Source organism: Tenacibaculum litoreum, assembly GCF_964513915.1.
GTDB classification, from domain to species: Bacteria; Bacteroidota; Bacteroidia; order Flavobacteriales; family Flavobacteriaceae; genus Polaribacter; species Polaribacter litoreum.
Genome location: NZ_CAZEQS010000004.1, coordinates 389,068 through 413,816, shown reverse-complemented (window position 1 = coordinate 413,816; position 24,749 = coordinate 389,068). Strand labels below are relative to the sequence as shown.

Annotated in this window: 16 protein-coding genes and 1 tRNA gene; 6 read left to right on the top strand and 11 right to left on the bottom strand. The window is 32.7% G+C overall.

The genetic code is table 11. The features are described from left to right. The first annotated feature begins 1 nt into the window (after position 1). The 5 genes from ACKTTR_RS13395 to ACKTTR_RS13375 all read left to right on the top strand — a co-directional run bounded on the left by ACKTTR_RS13395 (position 2) and on the right by ACKTTR_RS13375 (position 4,619). A complete protein-coding gene (locus ACKTTR_RS13395) occupies positions 2–742 on the top strand; it encodes a cell division protein FtsQ/DivIB (protein ID WP_408028320.1) in 741 nt (246 codons plus the stop codon). Then, a complete protein-coding gene (gene ftsA, locus ACKTTR_RS13390) occupies positions 729–2,069 on the top strand; it encodes a cell division protein FtsA (RefSeq protein ID WP_408028319.1) in 1,341 nt (446 codons plus the stop codon). The genes ACKTTR_RS13395 and ftsA overlap by 14 nt, the downstream gene beginning before the upstream one ends. 85 nt (positions 2,070–2,154) lie before the next feature. After that, the gene (gene ftsZ, locus ACKTTR_RS13385; RefSeq protein ID WP_408028318.1) at positions 2,155–4,017 is read left to right on the top strand and encodes a cell division protein FtsZ; all 1,863 of its coding nucleotides are present in this window, start codon (positions 2,155–2,157) and stop codon (positions 4,015–4,017) included. Positions 4,018–4,087: 70 nt separating this feature from the next. Further along, entirely contained in the window at positions 4,088–4,534 is a 447-nt protein-coding gene (locus tag ACKTTR_RS13380; protein WP_408028317.1) for a GatB/YqeY domain-containing protein, read from the top strand. Between the two features lie 11 nt (positions 4,535–4,545). Then, positions 4,546–4,619: transfer RNA gene (locus ACKTTR_RS13375), tRNA-Arg, on the top strand. Positions 4,620–4,810: 191 nt separating this feature from the next. Here the strand turns inward: ACKTTR_RS13375 and ACKTTR_RS13370 are convergent. The 6 genes from ACKTTR_RS13370 to ACKTTR_RS13345 all read right to left on the bottom strand — a co-directional run bounded on the left by ACKTTR_RS13370 (position 4,811) and on the right by ACKTTR_RS13345 (position 17,273). Then, positions 4,811–5,485, bottom strand: a complete 675-nt coding sequence (locus ACKTTR_RS13370) for an IS1 family transposase (RefSeq protein ID WP_408028316.1) — start codon at positions 5,483–5,485, stop codon at positions 4,811–4,813. Positions 5,486–5,843: 358 nt separating this feature from the next. Next, a complete protein-coding gene (locus tag ACKTTR_RS13365) occupies positions 5,844–6,500 on the bottom strand; it encodes an IS1 family transposase (protein WP_408028315.1) in 657 nt (218 codons plus the stop codon). A 262-nt stretch (positions 6,501–6,762) separates the two neighbouring features. After that, positions 6,763–7,296, bottom strand: coding sequence for a hypothetical protein (locus ACKTTR_RS13360; RefSeq protein WP_408028314.1), 534 nt, complete (start codon positions 7,294–7,296; stop codon positions 6,763–6,765). Positions 7,297–7,327: 31 nt separating this feature from the next. After that, positions 7,328–7,843, bottom strand: coding sequence for a hypothetical protein (locus tag ACKTTR_RS13355; RefSeq protein WP_408028313.1), 516 nt, complete (start codon positions 7,841–7,843; stop codon positions 7,328–7,330). A gap of 8 nt (positions 7,844–7,851) precedes the next feature. Beyond that, a complete protein-coding gene (locus ACKTTR_RS13350) occupies positions 7,852–14,046 on the bottom strand; it encodes a DUF6443 domain-containing protein (protein WP_408028312.1) in 6,195 nt (2,064 codons plus the stop codon). Between the two features lie 8 nt (positions 14,047–14,054). After that, complete coding sequence (locus ACKTTR_RS13345) at positions 14,055–17,273, bottom strand: RHS repeat protein (protein WP_408028311.1); 3,219 nt, start codon at positions 17,271–17,273, stop codon at positions 14,055–14,057. A 424-nt stretch (positions 17,274–17,697) separates the two neighbouring features. Between ACKTTR_RS13345 and ACKTTR_RS13340 the strand changes: the two genes are divergently transcribed. Continuing rightward, complete coding sequence (locus tag ACKTTR_RS13340; RefSeq protein ID WP_408028310.1) at positions 17,698–18,501, top strand: zinc-dependent peptidase; 804 nt, start codon at positions 17,698–17,700, stop codon at positions 18,499–18,501. A gap of 1 nt (position 18,502) precedes the next feature. Here the strand turns inward: ACKTTR_RS13340 and ACKTTR_RS13335 are convergent, their stop codons facing one another. The 5 genes from ACKTTR_RS13335 to ACKTTR_RS13315 all read right to left on the bottom strand — a co-directional run bounded on the left by ACKTTR_RS13335 (position 18,503) and on the right by ACKTTR_RS13315 (position 24,694). Beyond that, positions 18,503–18,691 (bottom strand): YgaP family membrane protein, encoded by a 189-nt coding sequence (locus ACKTTR_RS13335; RefSeq protein WP_408028309.1) that lies wholly within the window; start codon positions 18,689–18,691, stop codon positions 18,503–18,505. A 2-nt stretch (positions 18,692–18,693) separates the two neighbouring features. Beyond that, positions 18,694–18,999, bottom strand: coding sequence for a hypothetical protein (locus tag ACKTTR_RS13330; RefSeq protein WP_408028308.1), 306 nt, complete (start codon positions 18,997–18,999; stop codon positions 18,694–18,696). Between the two features lies 1 nt (position 19,000). Beyond that, positions 19,001–22,207: an efflux RND transporter permease subunit gene (locus ACKTTR_RS13325; protein ID WP_408028307.1), complete on the bottom strand. Its 3,207-nt coding sequence runs from the start codon at positions 22,205–22,207 to the stop codon at positions 19,001–19,003. A gap of 79 nt (positions 22,208–22,286) precedes the next feature. Beyond that, positions 22,287–23,360, bottom strand: a complete 1,074-nt coding sequence (locus ACKTTR_RS13320; protein WP_408028306.1) for an efflux RND transporter periplasmic adaptor subunit — start codon at positions 23,358–23,360, stop codon at positions 22,287–22,289. Between the two features lie 20 nt (positions 23,361–23,380). After that, positions 23,381–24,694, bottom strand: coding sequence for a TolC family protein (locus ACKTTR_RS13315; protein ID WP_408028305.1), 1,314 nt, complete (start codon positions 24,692–24,694; stop codon positions 23,381–23,383). Positions 24,695–24,749 lie beyond the last annotated feature (55 nt).

Below are 24,749 nucleotides of genomic sequence, written 5' to 3'. Positions count from 1 at the left end.
TATGAAAAAAGTAGCAACATATCTCTCTTTTTTCTTGTTGTTGATGTTTTTGGCGTTTTTGTATGGGTTTACAACCAAAAGAAATGGTCTAAAAAAGGTAAAAGGGCCCATAGTTGAGTTCAAGGCAGGGGACAATAACTTTTTGACACACAGTATGGTTGATAAAATGTTAATACAAAATAATGAATTTGTTAAAAACCAACCAAAAAGATTGGTAGATTTACACTTTCTAGAGGCTAATGTTTCGGCGAATCCGTATGTTGAAAAAACAGCTGTGTTTTTAACCGTAGATGGGGTGTTAAAAACTACCATAAAACAACGAACACCGATAGCTCGAATTGTTGATAAAGATAAATCTTTTTATGTTGATAAGTATGGAGTAAAAATTCCTTTATCAACAAATTTTTCAGCAAGAGTACCATTAGTTTTAGGAGTAAGGGAGCCAGAAGAAATCAAAGAATTAACAACGTTAATAAAGACCATAAATAGCAACAGTTTTTTCGCTAAAGAAATTATTGCTATTCAAAGAGACGCCCAAAACGAATACACATTTACAGTTCGTAGTGGCGATTATAAGATAATTTTTGGAGAGTTAACAGATGCTTCAATGAAGTTTAAAAAGCTAACAGCTTTTTATAACAAAGCATTTACAGACAAAACCATTAATAACTATAAAGCGATAAATGTAAAATACCACAACCAAGTTGTGTGCACAAAACAAAATCAAGATGGAAAACAATAAAATTGCAGTTGGTTTAGATATTGGTACAACCAAGATTGTTGCCATGATTGGTCGTAAAAACGAATACGGTAAGCTTGAAGTTTTAGGTATTGGTAAAGCGAAAAGTTTAGGTGTAAAACGTGGGGTAGTTAATAACATTACGCAAACTATTCAATCTATTCAGCAAGCAGCTGAAGAAGCAGAAAGTATTTCGGGTTACAAGATAGAAAATGTTGTAGTAGGTATTGCTGGTCAACACATACGTAGCTTGCATCATAGTGACTATATAACAAGAGAAAAGTCTGAAGAAGTAATAGATGCAACTGACATAGAAAATTTAGTGAGTCAGGTACATAAATTGGTTATGCTGCCTGGTGAAGAAATTATTCATGTATTACCACAAGAATTTAAAGTTGATAGCCAACCAGATATAAAAGAACCTATCGGAATGTATGGTGGAAGATTAGAAGCTAACTTTCACGTTGTAGTAGGTCAAGTGTCTTCTATTCGAAACGTAGGCAGATGTATCAAAAGTGCAGGATTAAATCTTTCTGATATTACCCTTGAACCTTTAGCTTCAGCATCAGCAGTATTAAGTCAAGAAGAAAAAGAAGCAGGTGTAGCATTGATTGATATAGGTGGCGGTACTACAGATTTAGCGATATTCAAAGACGGAATTATTCGCCATACAGCAGTCATTCCTTTTGGAGGAAATGTAATAACAGAAGATATAAAAGAAGGCTGTTCAATAATTGAAAAACAAGCAGAATTATTAAAAATTAAGTTTGGTTCAGCATGGCCTGGAGAAAATAAAGAAACGGAAATTGTTTCAATTCCAGGGTTAAGAGGAAGAGAACCTAAAGAAATTACGCTTAAAAATTTATCAAAAATAATCCATGCGAGAGTTCAAGAAATTATTGAACATGTATACCTAGAAATTAAGAACTACGGCCACGAAACTCAAAAAGGAAAATTAATCGCAGGTATTGTATTAACTGGAGGTGGAGCTCAATTAAAACATTTACGTCAGTTAGTAGAATATATTACTGGAATGGACGTTCGTATTGGGTATCCAAATGAACATTTAGCAGGAGACTCTGATGAAGCATTATCGAGTCCAGCATTTGCAACAGCTGTAGGGTTGTTGATGGAAGGTTTACAAAAGGAAACAGAAGAAAAAGTAGTTATTGAAGAAGCGCCAGAGGCGTTAGTAGAAGAAGCTATTGAGGAAGAAAAAGAAATAATAGAAGAAATCCAAGAAGAGAAGGAACACAAAGCGAAAAAATCTAAATCGTTTTTTGATAAGTTTACAGAACGATTCAAAGAGTTTTTAGATAACGCAGAGTAATTAGTATATATAAGAAATACTCCTGATTAATCCCCTAAAAAGGAGTGTAAAATTGAATAAGAATTAATAAAAAAGAAAAGTTATTATGAGCGCTGAATTTGATAACATTTCATTCGACATGCCAAAAACACAATCGAATGCCATTAAAGTAATTGGTGTTGGTGGGGGAGGAAGCAACGCAGTAAACCACATGTATAGTAAACAAATTCACGGAGTAGATTTCGTAATTTGTAATACAGATGCACAAGCATTAGAAAACAGTCCGATACCTAATAAAGTTCAATTAGGTGCACACTTAACCTCTGGGTTAGGAGCAGGTGCAAATCCAGAAATTGGAGCACAAGCAGCGGCTGAAAGTATGCAGGAAATTCAACAAATGTTGAGTACACATACCAAAATGGTGTTTATTACCGCAGGTATGGGAGGAGGTACCGGTACAGGAGCAGCTCCAATCATTGCTAAAATTGCTAAAGATATGGACATTTTAACGGTAGGTATCGTTACTATGCCATTTCAATTTGAAGGAAGAATGCGCTCAAAACAAGCTCAAAAAGGAATTGATGAGCTACGTAATAATGTAGATTCACTAATTGTTATCAATAATAATAAACTGCGTGAAGTTTATGGTAACTTAGGGTTTAAAGCTGGATTCTCTAAAGCAGATGAAGTATTAGCAACTGCAGCAAAAGGTATAGCAGAGGTAATTACCCATCACTACAAGCAAAATATCGATTTACATGATGCAAAAACGGTATTATCAAATAGTGGTACAGCAATTATGGGGTCTGCAAAAGAAACAGGAGCTAACAGAGCTAAAAATGCTATTGTAAAAGCATTAGATTCACCATTGTTGAACGATAATAAAATTACAGGAGCTAAAAACGTGTTATTATTAATCGTTTCTGGAGGTAATGAAGTTACCCTAGATGAAATAGGTGAAATTAATGATTACATTCAAGATGAAGCAGGTTATGATGCCAATATAATTATGGGTATTGGTGAGGATGAAACATTAGAAGATGGAATAGCAGTAACAGTTGTAGCTACGGGTTTCGCTGCTGATCAACAAGGAAATATTACCAATACAGAGGTAAAAAAAATAGTTCATACTTTAGAAGATGAACAAAAGGCAACTTATAATTTTGGAGATCAGCAAGTACAAACCTCTCCAGCAATTGACGAGCCTATAAGAAATACACCATCAAATAAAGTTGTTCATGTTTTAGAGGAAGAAAAGCCTGAGCCAAAGTCTGAGATTATTCCTACAACAGAAGCAATAAAAAATATTGATGTAGTATATGATGAGGTTGAAATAGAAACAGTTTCTGAAGACGATTTTATCATCACAAATATAGCTGAACCTAAAGTAGAAGAAAGAGAAATAAAAGAGCAACCGACTCAACAAGACCTGTTGTTTGATTTACCATTAAACTCTTACGAAGAAATAAAACCAGCTTCTCATTTAGTTGAAACAACTAGCGAGATTAAAAATATTGAAGTAAAAGCCGAAGAAGTAAAGTATCATAAAGTTGAAAAACGTTATGTACTAGATGATTTTAGTGCACAACCAACAATTGGTAAAAGTTCTACTCCAACAATTAAGGAAGAGGTGGAAGAAGAGTTACAATTTGAGGTGAAATCTAAAACGCAAGAGGAAATTAATAACATAAACACTTCAAGCGAAGAAGTTTCTCCGTTAGACTTAACAATTTCTGAATTGCAAAAAAGAGCACAAGAAAGACGTGAAAAGATGAAAGGTTTTAACTACAAGTTTAACGACCAGGTTAGTAAAAATATAGATGAAATTGAGCGTCAACCAGCTTATAAAAGATTAGGAGTTGATATTGAAGCAGGATCAGACATTAGTAAGTCAGATACAGCATTAAATACAGATAACAACGATTTATTACGCTCTAACAACTCGTTTTTACACGATAATGTAGATTAATAAAAGAATAACACTTATTTTTAAAATCCCGATTTATCGGGATTTTTTAATACTTTAAAAACATAAAATTATGAGTTTGCAAAAACAGGTAATGGATAAAATGAAAGAAGCTATGAAGGCCAAAGATACCGTAGCTTTAACAGCTTTAAGAGCATTAAAATCAGCTTTTATGCTAGCAAATACTGAAGCAGGAGCAGGAGAGCTTACAGAAGCAGAAGAATTAAAAATTATTCAAAAGCAGGTAAAACAACGTAAAGATAGTGCTACTGTGTTTACAGAACAAGGGCGTGACGATTTAGCAGAACCAGAATTGGCAGAAGCGGTAATTTTAGAACAGTTTTTACCAGAAGCTTTAAGCGAAGAAGAAATTGGAAATATTGTTGAGAAAACTATTGCAGATGTTGGTGCAGAAGGAATGAAAGATATGGGGAAAGTAATGGGAATAGTGTCGAAGCAATTAGCAGGACAAGCAGATGGGAAAACAATTTCAGCAATTGTAAAAGCCAAGTTAGCTTAATAAGATTTTTAGACTCAGTAGTTCAATTGGATAGAACATCAGATTTCGGCTCTGAGGGTTGGGGGTTCGAGTCCTCTCTGGGTCGCAAAAAACAAAATAGCAGATACAAATTGTATCTGCTGTTTTTTAAGGGAAATATTAGGAAAAATTGCTCAACTGAGGTAATATTACAAAAGATTGACATGAACTAATGTAACTTAAATTACACAACTTATATTTGAAGTTTACATTAATATATGTTGATAAATATTATTGAATGTGTAGCGATTGATAATATTAGAATAAATGATACATTTTACCCCAAAAATAAATTTTCAAATGAGCTTCTAGGTATTTATGACTTCTTGTAAAACAAATAGTTTTTCTACTTAATCGCTTAATGTGTGTTCTTAAGTTCAAGTTCATTCGTTCAATTCTGTTTGTGCAATACTGAAATCGTTTATGAATTTCTTTGGGAATTAAACTTGGGTAAATATTCAATTTATCGGTATAAATTTTACTTGGTTGAAGTAAGAGAACTTTATTAATTAACGGTTTTATTGTTTCTTTTGATTTTCTACCAACATAAAAGTCTACAATACTTTTTGTTTCTCTTTCTAATACATAAGTTATCCAAGTAACATTTTTCTTGTTACCAATAAAACTCCACATTTCATCAATTTCAAATTTGCACCCAAACTTATTAAAATACGGAGTTTTTATCTGTTTACTTATTTTTAGAACTCTTGATAAAACAGTTTTACTAGAAATATTCAGAATTCGACTAACACTTCTGATTCCACAACCTTCTTCAAGCAATTTTTTTATGAAATCATTTGTTTCTGATTTGTATGCTTGATATCTATAATCTGATTGAAAATATTTTTTGCAATTTTTACAGTAAAACCGCTGCGTATTATTTTGTAATCCTTTTCTAATATAGTTGGAAGAATTACACTTTGTACAATTCATAGCTTTTTTAGGTGCTAATTTACTACATGAAGCGGAAAGAAACTTAGACTTAATAGTTTCTAATGAATTTTTACTATTTCAAATAACAAAAGATGCCGTCCTTTTTAGAACGACATCTTTATTTAACCTCTTGATTTTTAAATAAAATAAAACCTTATTTTCAATAAGCGCTATTTTACTACACTACCTTGCATCGCTGGTGGCACTTGTGATTCTGTTCAGTGCGTCGTACCTATAGTTAACACGAAAAAAATTTTTTGCGGTCGCTTTTTTTCGGGCAGTGTTCCCCAAAAATGAAAAATTTTGATATGTGGCTGAATATTTCATAGCTACTCTAAATATAAAAAATTAATCTCACTTATCCCCAAAAATATACCTTTAAATGTGCCTCTAAATACTCTAGTTTTTTAGAATAACAAATCGTTTTTCTACTTAATCTTTTTATATGCGTTCGCAAGTTTAAATTCATTCGCTCGATTCGATTGGTACAATACTGAAATCGTTTATGAATTTCTTTCGGAATGATACTCAGATAGATATTCAATTTATCTGTATAAATCCTTTTCGGCTTTAGTAGTAAAACCTTGTCAATAACCTGTTTAAGGGTTTCTGTATTTCTACTACCTATTATAAATCCAATTACCTGTTTGGTTTGTTGTTCTATAGCGTAGGTTAACCAGTTTTGTGATTTCCCATTCGCTATTTTTATAAATAGTTCATCTACTTCAAATTTACATCCAAAGGTGTTAAAGTATGGAACTCGAATTTGCTTACTAATATTTAACATTCTTGACAAAACGGTCTTAGTAGAAATACTCAGTATTCGTCCAATACTTCTAACTCCACAGCTTTCTTTTAATAAGCTTCTAATAAAATTATTAGTTTCAACTTTATATGCTTGATAACTATAATTTAATTGAAAACTTTTATTACACTCTTTACAGTAAAATCGTTGTTTATTGTTTCGCTTTCCTTTTTTAATAGCATTGGAAGAAGTACAGTAGCTACAATTCATAACTTTTTTAAGCACCAATTTACTACATTAAGCGGATACGAACTCAATAATAATGGGTTTTAAGAGGCTTCTACTATTTCAATGAACGTGAATAAGCCTCTAAACAGAGGCTTATTGTCTATTTAATTAACTGATTATCAATATAAAATTTCTGTCATTTTATAAAAGCACCTTTTTACTACACTACCAATTCCCTTATATAGAACAGTTTTTTGTAGAAATATCTCGGAGAGAGAATGGCAACAGTTTGATACACTACCTGCTAATCCGACCCTTTACTCACTACTATTTCATTCAAAACATCTATCATCAATTTATTATTTTTACAGTTATTAAAATCAGATGTAGAAAAGTTTAGAAGATATATTTTTTTTGAATGATTATTAAAATAATAAAACATTGTACTATATAATTTAAACTCTAGACTTGGAGTTACTTCTCTAACCCAATAAAAAGAACTGTCTTGTATTCTTTCCAACCCAAAACGATAGTTTTTAAGTAACTGACGATCTGATTTTAATTTTAAAAAATCCAATAAAACCAAATCTTCTAATGATATATCCTTTTCAGGATATTCAGTAACAGTTAAGATAATGCGACTGTTGTCTATTTTTAAGTCATAAATATAAGATTTGTCTTTTTCGTTTAGGGACTTGTATTTAAGTGTAGAAACAGGTAGATATAAACTAATGCCCTTAAATTGTTCAAAGTATCCAAATTCACTCGCTTTATATTCACACCTATTTTCTAAAATTAGGTTCTCATCAAGATTTAGTTCTAAATTATTAATCTTCAAATTAATTTTTTGAGCTAAACACTGAAAACAACTAATTCCTAGAATTAGTATTATTATTTTTAATTTTATCATTTATTTCATTTAAAAAGGTTGTAAAATCCTCTCTACTTTTAATATTATTACGGAGTTTTAGTATACTAAATAAAAAATCAGAAACCAAATAATATCCCAGAGGGATATATAGATAAATAAGATTATAATGACTAAAAATAAACATAAAAATAATAGTAGGAGTGATACATAAACTTAAGTGCTTAAGCCAAAATTTTGACAAGCTCAGATAGTATTCAATATATATACCTTTATTGTCATTAACAATATTTCCTTTAACTCTGTATGAAAAATCTTTTCCTATTAATATACTTTTTTTGATTTTTTCTAAATCAAAATCAAAATCATTCTTTACATGGCTAGTAAATAGGTGGCTTTGTGCAAATTTTAAACCTATTTGATAGTTAATTTCCTTCTTGATTAAGTCTTGACTACCCTTCATATAATGAAAATTAGCTTCATTCCCTATAAAATTATTAAATAACGATAAATACATAATGAAATTTATTTTGCTCCTTTACCACTTCTTATTGCTCTTAAAGCCTTAGCTAATAGAATCCACTTTCGATTTTCTCTATCAACTCTATTATGCTGCATCATTCTCAAGTAACCATCACGAGCGGTTTTACTTAATGCCATACCATCAGCAGAAGTGCCACCGTACCCTCTCGTTCTAACGTCCACATTTTCTATTGATATTGAACCACTAAAGCTTAACATAGATATAGTTTTGGATTTAGAATAAATTTCAACACCTGCACTTCCTCCAGAATTATTAAGTGTAAGGTTAAAAGGACCTTCATTAAAACCTCCTTCATCCAAAGTGGCTTTACCTGTTGCATCAATTGTTCCTGAAATTTGACCTCCAATTCCCATCGATGAATTGTAACCTAATGTATAGTCACTTTCCCGTTTTAAAAACTCTTCAATACTCTCAGGTAGTTCCACATTCAGTATAAACCCAGTTTTACTACTCCATAATAGCTCTGCTTTTCCAAGTACTTTATATAGTCCTGCATCTACCTTTTCTCCAAAACCTAAAAATTTCTGTCCCTCTCTAAATTGTATCCCCCAAGTAACTTGTCCCTGAATACTTACATGCGGTCCAGCTATTGATTGTGAGTTATTTATGTTTATTTTAAAACTTGGATTCTTTTCTGAATCTTCTCCAAAATGACTTTGGGTTTCAGAGATGGCTCTTTGCCAATTTGTTGTTTCTTCTCCTGTTTCATTATTTCTATATATTCCATCTGAAACATATGTCCAACTGTCTGCACCTGATGGATCTGCAAAATAGACAGGGTTATTATCAAAAGCACTATATGTTGAAAACGAATAATGAGTTATTGGGTCTATGGAAGTCCAACGAGCTATTGTAGGATCGTACTGACGCATATCCATTTCATATAAATCCAACCCTAAAGCTTCTTCTAGTTCTATACTATTGTATTTAAACTTTTGAGCTATATGACTACCAACACCTATATTCTTAGCTGTATTATAACCTTCATGTTTTAAACCAAATGGGTAGTAGTGATTTTCTTCTATAATTTCGGTTGTGCTTGGGTCTGAACTAGCAGTGATAATGCCATCATTATTATTGTCTGTATATGATAATCGTACATTTCCTAAGTGGTCTTTGTATTGATATACATATTTAAACCCTGTATTGTCTTTCTTTACATAACCTTCTGCTGTTGGAAAATATTCCAATGTATTATTCTCATAAGTATACCCATTCGCATAGTCTAAGGTTGTAATATTCCCATTGTCATTAATCACCTTCCTTAGCTTAGTCCCCATAGCATCATAGGTATAGTTTATCTTTTTACTATCGGAGTTATCAACCTTTATTTCTAGAGGTAAGTTTAGATGATTGTAAGTAATGTTGGTAATACCTTTATTTCTATCAATAATCATATTACCATTACTATCATACTCAAAATCATTACCAGATTTGTTACCGTCTATAAAACCGTAATTATTATTACCTCCATCAGTAACATAATTTAATTGATTCGTATTACCATAGTCATAACTTAAAACATCCATATTGGTAAATGTAGCACTGTTTTGCCAACCGTTTCGGGTTAAGTTTTTGATATTACCATTCTTGTCGTAAGTGATTCCTGATACGTTATAATTTCCGCTTGCATCGCTTGTCGCTGCTGTGATTCTGTTCAGTGCATCATACGAAAAAACATAATTAGTACTCACGGGATTACTTGTATTATTCACACTTAATGTATTCCAAGAAGTTTCGCTTATATTCCCATTAAACAGGGGCGTAGCTCCGTTTGTTGGATTGTTGTAGTTGATAGTAAAGTTAAACAAATCGTTATCATTTTTACCATCTTGGTTTATATTTTTTAACCAACCTCGGATATTGTAGGTGTAGTCTACTTCTTGTAAATTACCACCTACCTTTTTGGTTTTTAATTGTCCTAACTCGTCATACTCATTAGCTACAATAGTTTCTGTAGCTTGTGCATTTATTTTTTGTGTTTGCTTGGTCATTCTTCCTACATGGTCATACTCAAAGCTATCTATAGTTACAATGTCAGCTTTACCTGACTTTTTATGCGTAGTTTTGGTTTCTAATACTTTACCAGAAAAATCTAGCTTACTTTCTACAATATCAGTAGTTTCTAATTCATCATTTTTAGAATACACATAAATAGGACGTGCTTTTTCATCGTAATAGGTAACTGTAGTGATCCAGTTGTTTGTGCCTAAAACTCTGACTTTAGACACCGTTGCTAAACCTTTAGTTCGACTAGTGGAGGTTATTCCGTAACTGGTAGTAACAGTTTGTTCTAAACCATCTGGTAAATCAATATACGTATCGTAGTAGTTGATGGTATAAACACCTGTAACCGCATTAGGGATAGCAGATTTTGTATAATAAATATCCGCTCCTCCATAAGTTTGTTTTGAGGTTATTGTCTCAAATTGAGTGTAGTTTCCTGTAATAGCCACATTTTGTAAATAAGGTCTAGTACCGTTATTTTCTGTATAGCTTGTATAAGCCACTCTTCCTAAGACATCATACTTTGTAATTAACCATCTATCATAGCTTAAATCTAAGTTATTTGATTTTCTCATCAGAGCATCTTGAGTAAGTACAGGCCTATCTAATTTATCATAAACAATATATTCCCAACCTTTTCCTGGTATTTTCTTTTCTACGAGTCGGTTTCTGTTATCGTATACATATTGATAGCCTAAATCATCCAGTTTAGATTTTATTACAGCCAAAGTATTTGTTGAAGCATCAATCATTGGTGGTAATACATAGGTTAAGTTTCCAAAATCGTCATATACATAGTAGGTATCGTGAGCTGTTTCAATACCAGATACTAAAGCATACGTTCGTTTTAAAATTACTTGTCCTTGCTTGTTTTTAAACTCTTCAGTTGTATGTAACTTACTTGCACCTCCATCATGGTTTTCATCTTTGGTAATAGATTTAAAAAGTTCTCTAGCTTCATAATACCCATTATTCACTGAGCTAAGCTCTAGAGTAGGAGTATAGGTGTTATCAGCAAAAGAAGTAGTAACATAGTAATTTTTTACTTCTCCTGAAATATTAGAACTATAATCAAATTCAATTTCGTGTCCGTTACCTAATTTCCATGCTTCCCCCGGAGCCGCTTGTTTTAGTACTCTATTGAGTGGTGAGCCATCAAACTGTTTTTCTGAATAAGCATTTACATCAGGTAAGTTTACGCCTGCAAAATCCTCGCTATGCTTTATTTGGTAATAGCTTTTTGTAGCTGTAGCTACATCACCTGTTACAATTGCCCCATTAGCGCTTTCAACAGCATAGGGGAGGTATTCTTTAGTCTGGCGTCCTAATTCATCGTATTCTATATGTGTAACAATGTCATTTGCTTTTGTACTAGTGATTCCTACTATTGCATCAATACTTAATTCTGTACCATCTACAGTTTCCAACACTGGATTCCAGAAATATTGATTAGTATTAACATCTGTTGAGTAGTATAAGTAACTTCTAAAACGAGATGTGGTAGTGCTACTATCCCATACAAATTCAGTTCCATCAATCACTCTTGTTCCATTAATATCATACACACCACTAATTCCTTTATCTGAGCCAGTATATCCTGCTGGGTGAATAATTCCTACTAATAAATACCAAGTATCTAACTGTGGTAAGTCACCACTCCAAAAATAAGGATTGTTATTAGCTGTACCGCTTAAGTTGTTTACATTTTGTGTTCCATGGTATGTTCTCCCATTTTGACTTCCAGTTCGTTTTACCCATACTGTATAACGGTATGATTTAGTATTGTCTATAGCAATATAATCGGTATTCCATCCTCCGTCTGCATTACTTGTTACATCATTTCCACATAACCATAACACCTCTTTTGTTCCTCTTGGACTAGCTCCTAATACTCTTTGGTTTTCAGCTGTAGAACCATTTTGGTTATAAAAAGAAGTGCTACCCATACCTTCTAACCAATCAGAAGCTAATAAATTAAGAGCTGCTGAAGAACTTTGTTTAACTCCTCCTCTAATAGCTATTTGTTGCTTGGCTCTTCCCAATCCATCAAAATATGTGATATTTTCTATTACATCACTATTTTTAGCAATCATACTAGGCGTAGCCTTGGCCTCTTGATACTCTCTAATAAACACATAGTTTTCATCACTTAAATTGGGGGCACTATAATTCGTCTGAGTTTCGTCACAACCAAAATAAGTGCCTTTTATAGTAGGGCAATTATCTTCTTTACTTAATACATAGCCACTAGGTTGAGCGCATTGAGTTTTAACTGAATTAGGGTCTCCAAAACCATCTCCATCTGTATCAGCATACCATTTAGTGTTGGGGTGAAGTGCAGCATTACTATCATTACAATCTAAAGAGTTGGTAACATAGCCAGTTGGTGCGCTACTTTGATATACTTTTACAGATAAATTTCCATAACCATCATTATCTATATCTCGATAGTAATTCTTTGGCGCAATATTGGTAATTAAATTATTACTGTCATCATAATCATCATTGTTACTTACGTATCCATTAGGAGCTTGACAAGCACTAGTTGTGGTATTCGCATCACCATAACTATCCCCGTCTGTATCAGCGTACCATATTGGAGGAGAGTCAATACTATAAGTAATACTTCTAACGCCACTCCAACACCCTGAGGTATTATTACGAGCTCTTAGATAATAAACAGTTCCGCTAGTTCTAGTAATACTCGTGTTTGAATTAGAAGTGCTAGTTCCAGAGCTACTACTTTGCCAATACCAAGTAACCCCACTAGGAGAACTTCCTTTAGTTAGCACTGTATTTCCACAGTTTTGAGTGATTGTTGGTGTACTTGGAGTGCTTGGTACCGTATTGATACTATAGTTTACACTTCTTGTGCTACTCCAACACCCTGTTGTATTATTTCTAGCTCTTAGATAATAAACAGTTCCGCTAGTTCTCGTAATACTAGTATTTGAATTACCAGTACTGGTTCCAGAGCTGGTACTTTGCCAATACCAAGTAATCCCACTGGGAGGAGCTCCTCTTGTTAACACTGTGTTTCCACAATTTTTTGTGATTGTTGGTGCTGATGGTGTGCTTGGTAGGGTGTTAATCGTATAACTTACGCTTCTTGTGCTACTCCAACACCCTGTGGTATTGTTACGAGCTCTTAAGTAGTATACAGTTCCACTCGTTCGGGTAATACTTGAATTAGCATTAGCGGTACTGGTTCCAGAGCTACTACTTTGCCAATACCAAGTAATTCCACTAGGAGGAGTTCCTCTTGTTAGCACTGTATTTCCACAATTTTTAGTAATTGTTGGTGTTGATGGAGTACTAGGTACTGTATTGATAGAATAACTTACACTTCTAGAGCTACTCCAACAGCCTGTAGTGTTATTTCTAGCTCTTAGATAATAGATTGTTCCGCTAGTTCTGGTAATACTCGTACTTGAATTAGCAGTACTGGTTCCAGAGCTGGTACTTTGCCAATACCAAGTGATTCCACTAGGAGGAGTACCTCTTGTTAGTACTGTATTTCCACAATTTTTAGTAATTGTTGGTGTTGATGGAGTACTAGGTACCGTATTGATACTATAACTCACACTTCTTACGCTACTCCAACACCTTGTAGTGTTATTTCTAGCTCTTAGATAATAAACAGTTCCGCTAGTTCTGGTTATGCTTGAACTAGAGTTAGAGGTACTGGTTCCAGAGCTACTACTTTGCCAATACCAAGTGATTCCACTAGGTGGAGTTCCTCTTGTTAGTACTGTGTTTCCACAATTTTTAGTAATTGTTGGTGTTGATGGAGTACTTGGTTTAGGTGCTTCATCTATCTGTCCATCACAATCATTATCAATACCATCACATATTTCAAGAGCTCCTGGATGAATATTTCGGTCGCCATCATCACAATCACTTTTATTAGCTACATAGCCAGTAGGTTTTGTAGGGTATTCTATTTGAACATTGGGGTCTCCATAACCATCCCCATCGGCATCTCTGTTCCAAGGATAGGTTGGCTCATCTGGATCATCTGGAGGGGGAGGAGCTTTAAATACTTCTACATTAGAAGATTTTTCTTTCTTATCTTTTTTTGTGTTTTCTTTTTTCTGTGCATGGATAGTAGAAACAGTAAAAAGAAAACATATAATTCCTAATACATAATTTAATTGTATATTTTTCATAGCCAAAATTAGTTTTTGTAGTTATACTTATGTTCTTTTAAAAGATTCCCGTCGGCATCTTTTATAAATTCTAATCGGTTAAAATCATCGTATTGATAGTATATGGTTTGTCCTCTTGGGTCAGTAATACTCGTAACTCCTATTAATGGGTCGTAAGTAAAAGTGGTTACTTGAGCATTTGGAAGAGAGGTTCTTAAGGTATTTAAGGCTGTACGTAAAGCTCCTTCATTTCCTATACTTCCCATCGTTCTGTCATTGTCTGCATTTGACTTAGTTTGTATATCGGAAATAATAGTTGTTGAAATGTCTGACAAAGTAGCATTCTCAATTTTAGCGATAGGCTGAGTTTGATTATACCCCCAGATATATACAATATGGGTACCATCTTTTTTACTTACCTCTACAGGATTACCTTTATCATTATAGGTATGATATATAATTCTGTCTTCTAATATTTGTCCTTCTTTAGCTATTTGAATTTTATTTGGTAAGTATAAGTTTGATGTATTATGGCTACTATCGTAAATTGTTCTTTGATGATTTAATAAATAAGCATCCTTATAGGTTATTACTTCTAAAGGTTCTCCGATACGATGTTCATCTATCAACCTGGTATCATTTACATCATGTGCATATTTAGTTTCTGTTTTTATAACCTCACCTTTGCTGTTTATAACTTCTGTTCTGGTTTGTTGTAAATGATTAGGGTTATCATAAAAATAATTGGTAGTAGTAGTTATTGGGTTTAATCCATTATTATCATATTGCTTTTCTGTAGTTTGTGATAAATAATGCCAGTTTTCATAGTTCCTTGTTTCCATAACATCAAGGTTTTCTAAATTACTTATGTTAGGGCTTGCAAATTGACAAATGATATTAAATTGTTTTTTTATATTTAAACCATACACTACCTTATCTAACCTACTGTCTTTAGTATAGAGGTTTTCTTTTTCGTTTATTTTAAGGATTGTTGAATTATTTTTTTTAAATAATGTTTGTCTTTTTAAAAGACCATTACTCCATCCTGAATTATTAAGTGGTGTTTCATGGATATGGTTACCACGTACAATATATCCCGGACTATCAGGGTTTATTATGTATTCATGCTCTTCTCCTCCGTTTTCAAAATTAACACCTCCATAACTTATTGTAACATTTCGATAATCCGTATTGAAAGAAGAAGAATTATATAAATTATTCAAACTTGAGGAATTTAAATACTGATAATAATTATCGACATATTGACAAGAACCAGTTTCACTACTACCATCACACAATGTTCTTGTGGTTACATTAGAAATATACCAAGGCGTATTTCCTTTTTTTCCTGAAGATACCTCTGGGGTTTCTTTACTACCATAAAAAAAAGCTTTTATTTCTGTCTGACCTGTAGTAGATACGTTTTCTTGTTTTTTTATTCTTAATCCACCTAAAAGGATGTTTTTATTAATTATAGTAGAAGCTCCTTTGTAATAACTGAAATTTAAATTAGAGGAAAGGCAAGGCTTTGTGACAGATAATGTTATTTTATAATCACAGTTTTCTTTTAGGTTTAAATAAGTATTTGGATAAGTGTTAGAAGGAGATATATTTATAGAATTCCCTAATGAATAATTTCCTGTAGTAGTTCTATGAAAGATAATAGCACTTTGTGATTCTGTTAAATTTTCTATTGTAATAGTAGCTTGGGTATGATGGGGAATTTCATTATTAGGGTCACAGTCATAACTATTATAAGATATATTTTTATTTAAGTCAACTTCTTGTGATATTTTGACATCTGTTATGGTTAAAAAATCAGTTTTACTGAATTCACTTGGATTAGTTCCTACAACTAAACTTTTTTGTTCTTTCTCTGGCATTATTTCTTCTGTTCCCCAATAAGAATTATTCTCATATTCAAACATCGTTTTACCTTTAGTAGGATATGTGATTTCTTCTAAAATACCATACTGAGAATGTATAGTACTAATTTCTTTATCAGCTCCAATGTTTTGATTTCCTAAAATCCCCCCTATAATATCTATTTTAGAAGGATTAGGAAAAAAATAAGAATTGTTTTTCCCGTTATAGTACCCCCAATGGTCTTGGCTAAAAGACAACCTTTCAGGTAAAAGTTCAGGACTTATATATTTAAAAGAATATCTTTTATTTATATCCTTAAAAGTAACGTCGTTTAGAAAAACTCTGTTTACTGGAGTTGTTAAGTAGCTTAAATTTAAAGATTCTATTTCCAAACCTTCTTCATTGTAAAGGCTTATTTTTTGTATTAAATTATCTATATTAACTTCTGGATTTGATTTATAGTTTACAACTATTTTGTCAGATGTTAGGTTATTAGTTATTTCTGTAATTTTTTTTGCTCCAACTATTCTAGTCATGTAAGTTGAAACCTGAGTAGGAGAAAAACCGCTAGAAACTCCTTGTTCTGGACAAGACTCTTGAAAAAGAGTTGATAAGCCTTTTAAAGATTGGCTCTTTCCTGAATCATAGGTATGACTACTATCAGATGCATAGCTAAAATATATCTCATCTCCTTTCGGATGACTAATCTTGGTTAAATACCATGCTGTCTTTGCTTCGAGCGTCCATAAGTTATGTCCAGCGCCATAACTTCTATTCATTGTACTTTCATAAGCAGAAAAATAATATTTCACTCCCAATTCATCAGTTATTGTAAAACCATTTATCATTTCTATTTTCAAACCATTAGGTTCTAACTGAACTATGTTTTTATTTTCATCGAGAACAAACTTCCCTGATTTTCCTAGAAAATTATAGTTAAATACATCTACTGAAGTATCTACATCACTATTTCCAATTGAATAACTTTCAAAATATTGAATTGCTTCATCACTATTGTAATTACCAATTATACTTTGTGGTATTTGTGTATTTCTATCTTCATCAGGTGTTCCTCTTACAACTCTTGAAATCACTCCCCCAATATTTAAATTCCATCCTAAACCAACATTTGTAGCAAGTTGGTCTACTTTGATACCATTTGAACTATAACTTAAAGATATAGGAACCTTTAAGTTACTTGTTTTATATTCAAAGGCAGGTATAGATGGTTGTATAGTTCCATTAAAATAACCTACATTAACATCTCCATATTTGCCTAATTCATAACTTGTTGGAGAAGGTGGAATAATTGTAGGTAACTCTTGTGCGTATCCCCATACACAAAACAGCATCATTACAATGCTTAACATAGTTTTTTTCATAAAAAAGAATAGTGTTTAAATTAGCAATTTGTTTTCTTTTCGCTGTAAATTTATGATTATTAGTTTTTTATTACAACTTTTTTTTAAGTATAATTATAAATTTAATAATTTTATAAGGATTTTGTAAAAAGAAAAACTCTTAAATAGACCTAAACTTTAATGTAATAATAAAACTCTATAATAAAAAGCAAAAGTGAGTATAGAAGAATACGAAAACTTAATTATTTGTTATAATACAGGAATATTCATATGTGGTGTAGCTCACCAAAAACCAATCATTAAAAAAACACAACTAAACTGGACATTTTACAATGGCAAAAAAGTAGTAGTTTAATGTCTATTAGGTAGTTTTTATATAGAGGTTATATTGTAAAATGTAATTATAAGTTATATAGGCTTATATTAGAGCTTTTTTAAAATTAGTATGAAACCTGTTTTTCTTATAAAATATACCGCTTTTTTTCTAGGCTTTATAGGGGTTGGAGTTAATGTTGTAGAGTCTATTTATGTGTACATATTTAACAAACCTATTTTCGTGCATTTTTACCCAATAAAGAAGAAATTGCCTAAGAAAAAGAAAGAATTTTTAGTTGAAAATGTAAGGTTCTATAAAAAACTAGACGAAAAACAAAAAGTATATTTTGAACATCGATTGACCAAGTTTATCAGAACCTATGATTTTGTTGAAAGAGATGACTTTGAGTTAACTCCAGAAGCAAAAGTTTTAATAGCAGCATCGTATATTAAATTAACTTTTGGAATGCGTAAATACCTTACAACAACTTTCGATAAAATTATAATATATCCCACTAGTTTTTATTCAACAATAACTAAACAATATCATAAAGGAGAGTTTAATCCAAGACTAAAATCTATTGTATTTTCTTGGGAAGATTTTTTACTGGGAGATATTGTTTTAAACGATAATTTAAACTTAGGTATTCATGAGTTTTCGCATGCCTTAACCTTTCACGGAAGAAAATCAAAAGACGTAAGCGCACGCATTTATTACAGATTGTTTGAAGAAATAACAAGTTTCATGAAAGATGAAGCTAATGTAGAAAGAATTAAAACTTCTAGATATTTTAGAGAATATGCGCTGACAAATAAATTGGAATTTGTTGCTGTAATTATGGAGCACTTTTTTGAAACTCCAGAAGATTTACAGCAACAATTTCCACAATTGTATAAAAAGATTCAACTCATGTTGAATTATTCCATAGAATAAATTAATCTTTTACTTTAAAAACCTTGGTTAAAATATCATCTAGTAAACACCATTTGGTTAATGATGATTGTAATAAGTTGGCTCCTACAAAAGCAGTAAACCATAACCAGTTTATGTTTACTTTGATGGCTAAGATTAAACTGATAAGTATAAAACTACCAGCAATACCACGTACAATTCTATTTTTCATAATTAAATATATTTATCAATAGGAACTACTACAGCTCGTATCGGATTATTTGTTTCTAAGTTTTTATTAAAGGTTTCAATTGAATTAAAAAGTTTGTCTATTTTATCGTTTTCAGTAAATGAAAAATACATATATGATTCTGTTGCTTTTTCATTTCCAGAAAACCAATTATTTACAGAAATTACAGGAAAAGAATTCCGAAAACCTTCAATGTCTGAAGCACTAAAATTATCTATAGCTGCTTCTTTTAAGAGTTTCATTACTTCATTTTGAAGCCCTTCAACTACGGTTATGATTAATAGTTTCATTTTACTTATAGTTTTTACGTTCGATTAAATAGTATACTAATGGTACTACTAACAAGGTTAATATGGTTGCTGTAATTGTTCCTCCCATTAAAGAGATAGCCAATCCTTGGAAAATAGGATCAAATAAGATTACAAACGCACCAATAACTACCGTACCTGCTGTCAATAGGATAGGAGTGGTACGAACAGCACCAGCTTCAATCACGGCTTGTTTTAACGGAACTCCTTCTGCTAAACGTAAATTGACAAAGTCAATCAATAAAACGGAGTTTCGAACCATAATTCCTGCGAGAGCAATCATTCCAATAAATGAAGTTGCAGTAAAGTAAGCACCCATCATCCAGTGCCCTAAAATAATTCCTACCATTGATAATGGAATTGCAACCATCATTACAATTGGAGCTTTAAAGTTTTGAAACCATCCTACAATTAACATATAGATGATAATGATGACTCCTAAAAAGGCAATTCCTAAATCTCTAAACACTTCTAAAGTAATTTGCCATTCACCATCCCACTTTACGGTGTAATCATCTTCAAAATCGGGTTGTTTAATGTATAATTCGTTCAATTCATATCCCTTCGGAAGTGGAATTTCTTTCAACTTTTCTTCCATTCCTAAAATAGCATAGGCAGGACTCTCTAATTCCCCGGCCATATCAGCCATTACATACACTACACGCTTTTGATTCTTTCTGTAAATACTTTTTGCACTGTTCTTTTCTTCAATAGTAACCAAATCACTTATCGAAACCATGTTACCATGTTGCGATTTAATCTGCAATTGAGCAATATCTTGAACAGAAGATTTCTCTTTTTCATCCAAAGCAAACACAATTCCTACTTGATTAGAAGCATCTTCATCATATAAAGTTGAAACCGCTCTGTTAGACAATGCCATGTTTAACGTGTAAGCAATTTGCTGAGGAGCCACACCGTATAACATTGCTTTTTCTTTGTCGATTACAAATTCATATTCCGTTTGATTGTCCTCTACCATCCAATCAATATCTACGACATCGTTGGTATTGTGTAAGATGTTTTGAACTTCGTTGGCAATTTCAATTTGCTTGTCATAATCTGGTCCGTATACTTCCGCAACAATAGTTGATAATACAGGAGGTCCTGGTGGAACTTCGACTAATTTTACATTTGCTTTGAACTTCTTGGCGATCTTTTGAATATCACCACGCATCAACTTAGCTATATCATGACTTTGTATACTTCTATCTTTTTTGTCAACTAAGTTTACCTGAATATCTGCCATATTACTACCACCACGTAAATCGTAATGACGAACTAATCCATTAAAGGTAATTGGTGCAGAAGTACCCACATAACTTTGGTAGTTTACGACTTCTGGTCGTGTAGCTAAGTACTGTGCAATTTCTTTGGTTACAGCGTCGGTACGCTCCAATGTGGTACCTTCAGGCATGTCAATTACTACCTGGAATTCGTTCTTGTTGTCAAAAGGCAGCATTTTTACAGCTACCGATTTGGTAAAGAATAAAGACATAGAACCTAGCAATAAAAGAATAGTGATTCCTAAGAATGTCCAACGTTTGGTCTTGTTTTCAATAAGTGGGCGCTCGAATTTATCATACAACTTATAAATCAATGTACTTTGCATTGCTTTAGCTTCATCTTCTTCTACCTTATCCTCCGCACCATGCTTGTCTTTTTCGCGTAAGAAAATATATCCTAAATACGGAGTAATCGTTAATGCAACAAACAGTGATAATATCATAGCGATAGAAGCCCCAATAGGCATCGGACTCATGTAAGGTCCCATTAATCCAGATACAAACGCCATTGGTAACACCGAAGCAATTACGGTAAAGGTTGCTAATATGGTTGGGTTTCCTACTTCGTTAATAGCATACAAGGCAGCTTGTTTAAATGGTAGTCGCTTCATTTTAAAATGCCTGTGCATATTTTCGGCAATAATAATGGAATCATCTACCACAATACCCGTCACAAATACCAAGGCGAACAAGGTAATTCGGTTTAAGGTATAATCTAACATGTAGTAACTTAGTAAGGTAAGTGCAAAGGTGATGGGAACCGATAAGAAAACGACCAATCCACCACGCCAACCCATGGCTAACATTACCACTAACGTTACTGCGATAATTGCACCGATTAAGTGTAATAATAATTCTGATACTTTTTGAGAGGCTGTTTCACCATAGTTACGTGTAACTTCAACATGTACATCATCAGGAATTAAGTTGGTACGTAAATGATCAACCTTAGCTAAAATAACATCGGCAATTTGCATTGCATCAGCCCCTTTTCGTTTAGCTACCGAAATAGTTACAGCCGGATATTCTGATTGATACGTCGAAGCATTACTACTCGCTTGTCCGTACCCAAAACTTACATAGTTTTTAGGAATTTCTGGTCCGTCTAGTACCTTTGCAACTTGTTTTAAATAAATAGGTTGATTTTGTTGTACACCAACCACTAAGTTTTTTACATCTTCTGCCGATTGTAAAAATTTTCCTGTAGTCACTAAAAACTCTTTATCATTCTTATCATAACTTCCTGCACTTAGTTGCTGATTGCTAGCTTTTAGCATTTCAGTAATCGATAAAAAGTCTAGTCCACTAGCGGCTAACTTATCTTTATCTACGACCACACGTACTTCACGATTTCTACCTCCAATTTTTTGAGTAATCGCTACATCGTTTACCTTTTCGATTTCGTTGGTAAGTTCTTGTGCCATTTGTTTTAATTGATAGTCATCATAGTTTTCACTCCATAATGTCAACCCTAACATAGGTACATCATCAATTGCACGTGTTTTTACCAAAGGCATCGTAACACCTTTCGGCATTTGATCCATATGTTTGTTAATTTCATTGTACAGCTTTACAAACGAGCGCTCGATGTCTTCTCCCACATAAAACTGAACAATGACCATTCCTTGTTCTTTCATCGAAGTAGAGTATACATACTCTATTCCTTTGATGTTAGAAATTATTTTTTCTAAGGGTTTGATAACTCTCGATTCTACTTCTGTAGGGCTCGCTCCTGGATATCCTACAAAAATATCAGCCATAGGGACATCAATCTGTGGTTCTTCTTCTCTCGGAATTAAAAAAGAACTGTACACACCAATTACCATAAACACTACCATTAATAATATGGTAAGTTTAGAGCCTATAAACCCTTTGGCTATTTTTCCTGCTAAACCTTCTTTCATTTTATATAATTTGAAAATTTGTTGATTTGATGATTTGAAAATGGGATGATTGGTTCATTTTCAAATTTTCAAATTGATTTTATTGAATTGTAATGTTCGCTCCGTTGTAAAGTTTACCTTCAGAAGAAACGATATAACTTTCATTGGCAGATAAACCTGATAAAACTTCTACTTGATCTCCAAAAGTTCTTCCTAAGCGTAACCAGCGCAACACAGCAGTATTACTTTGACTTACCGTATAAATTCCTGATAGTTGTCCTTTGTGTACTAAAGCTTCTGACGGAATTAAAACCATGTTAGTGCTTTTTTGTGTTTTTTCAACAGGAAACTGAACAGTAGCAAACATTCCTGATAACAATTTCACATCGGTTTTATCTAGGTTAATTTTAACTAAGTATTGTCCTCCTGTGTTTTTTGCTGAGGTACTTACTTCCGATACTTTTCCTGTAACTGTTTTGTTGATTGATTTGATAGCTACATCAACCTTTGTGTCTTTTTTAATTTGAGAAATTTCACTTTCAGGCACTAACGCAGTTACTTCAAACCCGCCTTTTCCTTCTACAGAAATTAAAGGCATTCCAGGATTCGCCATCGCACCTTTATCGATAAATTTGTTTGTTACTACTCCTGAAAATGGGGCTCTGATATTCGTGTAAGCAAACTGAGAATTGATTTCATTTCTCATCTGTTTTGCAGCTTCTAAATTCGCTTTGGCAACATTGTAATGAACAGTGATATCGTCAAATTCTTTTTGAGAAGCACTGTTCTGCTCAAATAAGTTTTTAAAACGATTGTAATCTTTTTCAGCACTTGAAAATCCTGCTTTCGCTTTAATAATATTGGCTTCTACTTGTGCTTTTTTGGCTTGTAAATCACTGTTGTTGATTGATAATAATAATTGACCTTTATTTACCTTATCACCAACTTTTACGTGTATGTTGGTTACATAGCCCATCATACGAGTACTTAATTCAGCACTGTTGGTAGCTGCTACTTTTCCACTTACGGTTATAAACGGATTGTTATCATTTTCGGTTACTTTAGTAACTTTTACAGCTACTGTTGGTTTGTTGCTATTGTTTGTTGTTTCTTTTTTACCACAACTTATTGCTAAGAGTGATGTGGCAAGAGCGATTGTATATATAGTCTTCATTTGTTCGTTTTTACTGTTGATTATTCTTTAGTTAAAAAATCTAAATAAGCTTTGGTATAATTATATTGATATACAGTTTGGTAATATTCTAATTGTTTTTGCGCGTATTGCGTTTCAGCGGTTAATAAATCGGATGTTTTTTCTAGTCCTTCTTTAAATCTGTTTTTTCTGATTCGTAAGGCTTCTTCCGATTGTTGTAAAGCCAATTCGGTTAGTTTTAACTGTTCCTCAGCATCAGTTAACAATCGTTTAGTATTGTTTAATTCTAATTGACTTTTAGATTTGTACTGCTCGTATTCTAATCTTGATTTTTCATACTGAGCTTTACTTTTTTGCGCTTTTCCGTAGCGTTTAGAACCTTTGAAAATATCCCAAGTTAATTGTGCTCCAACTACATATCCACTAGCATCTGCATTGAAAATTTTATCATCGTATAATTCGTAACTACCAAAAGCATTTAAACGAGGAAGAAAATCCATTTTATCGGCTTTGTGCATTTTTTGATAAGCCTCAGAAGCTAACTCCATTGCTTTAATATCGGAACGATTTTCTGAAATCGTAATATCTACTAACTGATTGGTTAGGTTTACTTGTAAGCTATCTGAAGGTTCATAAATGTTGTTTTGTTCTTCATTCATTAAAAAAGACAAGTAGTTAGAAGCATTTAGCACATTGCTTTTTGCTGCTTGTAATTGATTTTTTACTTCGGTAACTCTAACTTCAACGGCTAGTACATCAGCACGTTGTAAATATCCTTGCTTAAAGCTATTTTCTGCCATTTGTTGGTTTGCTTCTGCAGCTTTTAAGGCTTTTTCTAATACTGAAATTCCCTTGTGAGCTAATTGCAATTGCATGTATGCTTTTTCTACTTCAAGTAATAAGTATTCTTGAGTACGTTGCGTTTGCAAGTTGATCGCCTCCATTTTAGTTTTAGCGGCTTTACGTTGGTAAATACCATCTAAATTCACTAAAGGTTGCTGTACTTCAATTTTAGTGGCAAAATTTTGTGTTCGCTTTGGGTTGTTCAATAAATCTGGATTAAAATCAGCTTGCGTTAAAATTTCTTGATTCAATTTGCTACCAAATGCCATTAGCGGATTCGTAGTTACAATTCCTGTATGAGAAGCGGTAATATTTGGCAAGAAAACAGCATTGGTTTGCTTGTAATCAGCACGCGCTTCTTCATAATTTTGCTCGAATATTTTTAATGAGGTGTTATTTTCCTGAACTCTTTTTAAAACCTCACTTTTGGAAATTGAAGTTTTAGTTTGAGCTTTTATAGTAGTAGCCATTAAAAAGGCCACTATAAATAAACTAACATATGATTTTTTCATCTTAACTATTTTGTTATAGCAAATTTAGTGGCATAAAACACAGTAGTCAGTAACT